Origin of the sequence: Sphingomonas endophytica (genome assembly GCF_001476895.1) — a bacterium.
GTDB lineage: Bacteria > Pseudomonadota > Alphaproteobacteria > Sphingomonadales > Sphingomonadaceae > Sphingomonas > Sphingomonas endophytica_A.
The window spans coordinates 1-750 of sequence record NZ_LDTB01000088.1 but is presented as its reverse complement, the minus strand read 5'-3'; the positions used below and the strand labels follow the sequence as shown (position 1 = coordinate 750).

Annotated in this window: 1 protein-coding gene; it reads right to left on the bottom strand. The window is 65.1% G+C overall.

What is annotated here, in order from left to right; translation table 11 throughout:
* A partial coding sequence (locus NS334_RS15975) for a KUP/HAK/KT family potassium transporter (RefSeq protein ID WP_193753131.1) occupies nucleotides 1-750 on the bottom strand: 750 nt, incomplete at both ends.

The window sequence follows — 750 nt, the reverse complement described above, 5'->3', positions numbered from 1 at the left end:
CGACGCGGTTCGTCGGCAGGCGGAAGAATTCCATCGCGCTTTCGGCGTTGCGCAGCATCCAGCTGAACAGCTTTTCGCGCCAGATCGCCATGCCCGGCCGATCGGAGGCCAGCAACGTCTGCCGGCTGAGAAAGAAGCTGGTGTCCATCATCCGGAACGCCGCGCCGCACCCGTGGAACGTCTTGAGATGCGCGGGCACGTCCGGCTCCTCCATGAAGCCGTAGCGCAGGATGACGCGGTGGAACCCCTGCCCCAGATCCTCATGCAGGAACCGGTCCTCCTCCGGGAAGAAGGGCATGTCGGTGACGCGCACGGTCAGCAGGATGACGCGTTCGTGCAGCACGCGATTGTGCTTCAGATTGTGGAGCAGCGCGTGCGGCACCCCTTCCGGCGTGGAGGTCATGAACACCGCCGTCCCGGATACGCGCGTCGCGGAGGTCGCGGCCGAATCGATGAAGATCCGGATCGGCATCGCCGCCTCGCGCATCCGCTCGATCATCAATTTGCGCCCCTCCGACCAGGTGGTCAGCAGCACGAACACTATCACCGCGACCAACAGCGGGAACCAGCCGCCGTCGGGCACCTTGGTCAGGTTCGACGCGAAATACAGGCCGTCGATCGACAGGAACACGATCTCGAACAGCGCCGTCGCCCAGAGCGGCCAATGCCACACGCGCCGGATCAGCACCCCGACCATGCAGGTCGAGATGAACATCGTCCCCGTCACCGCGATGCCATAGGCCGCCGCCA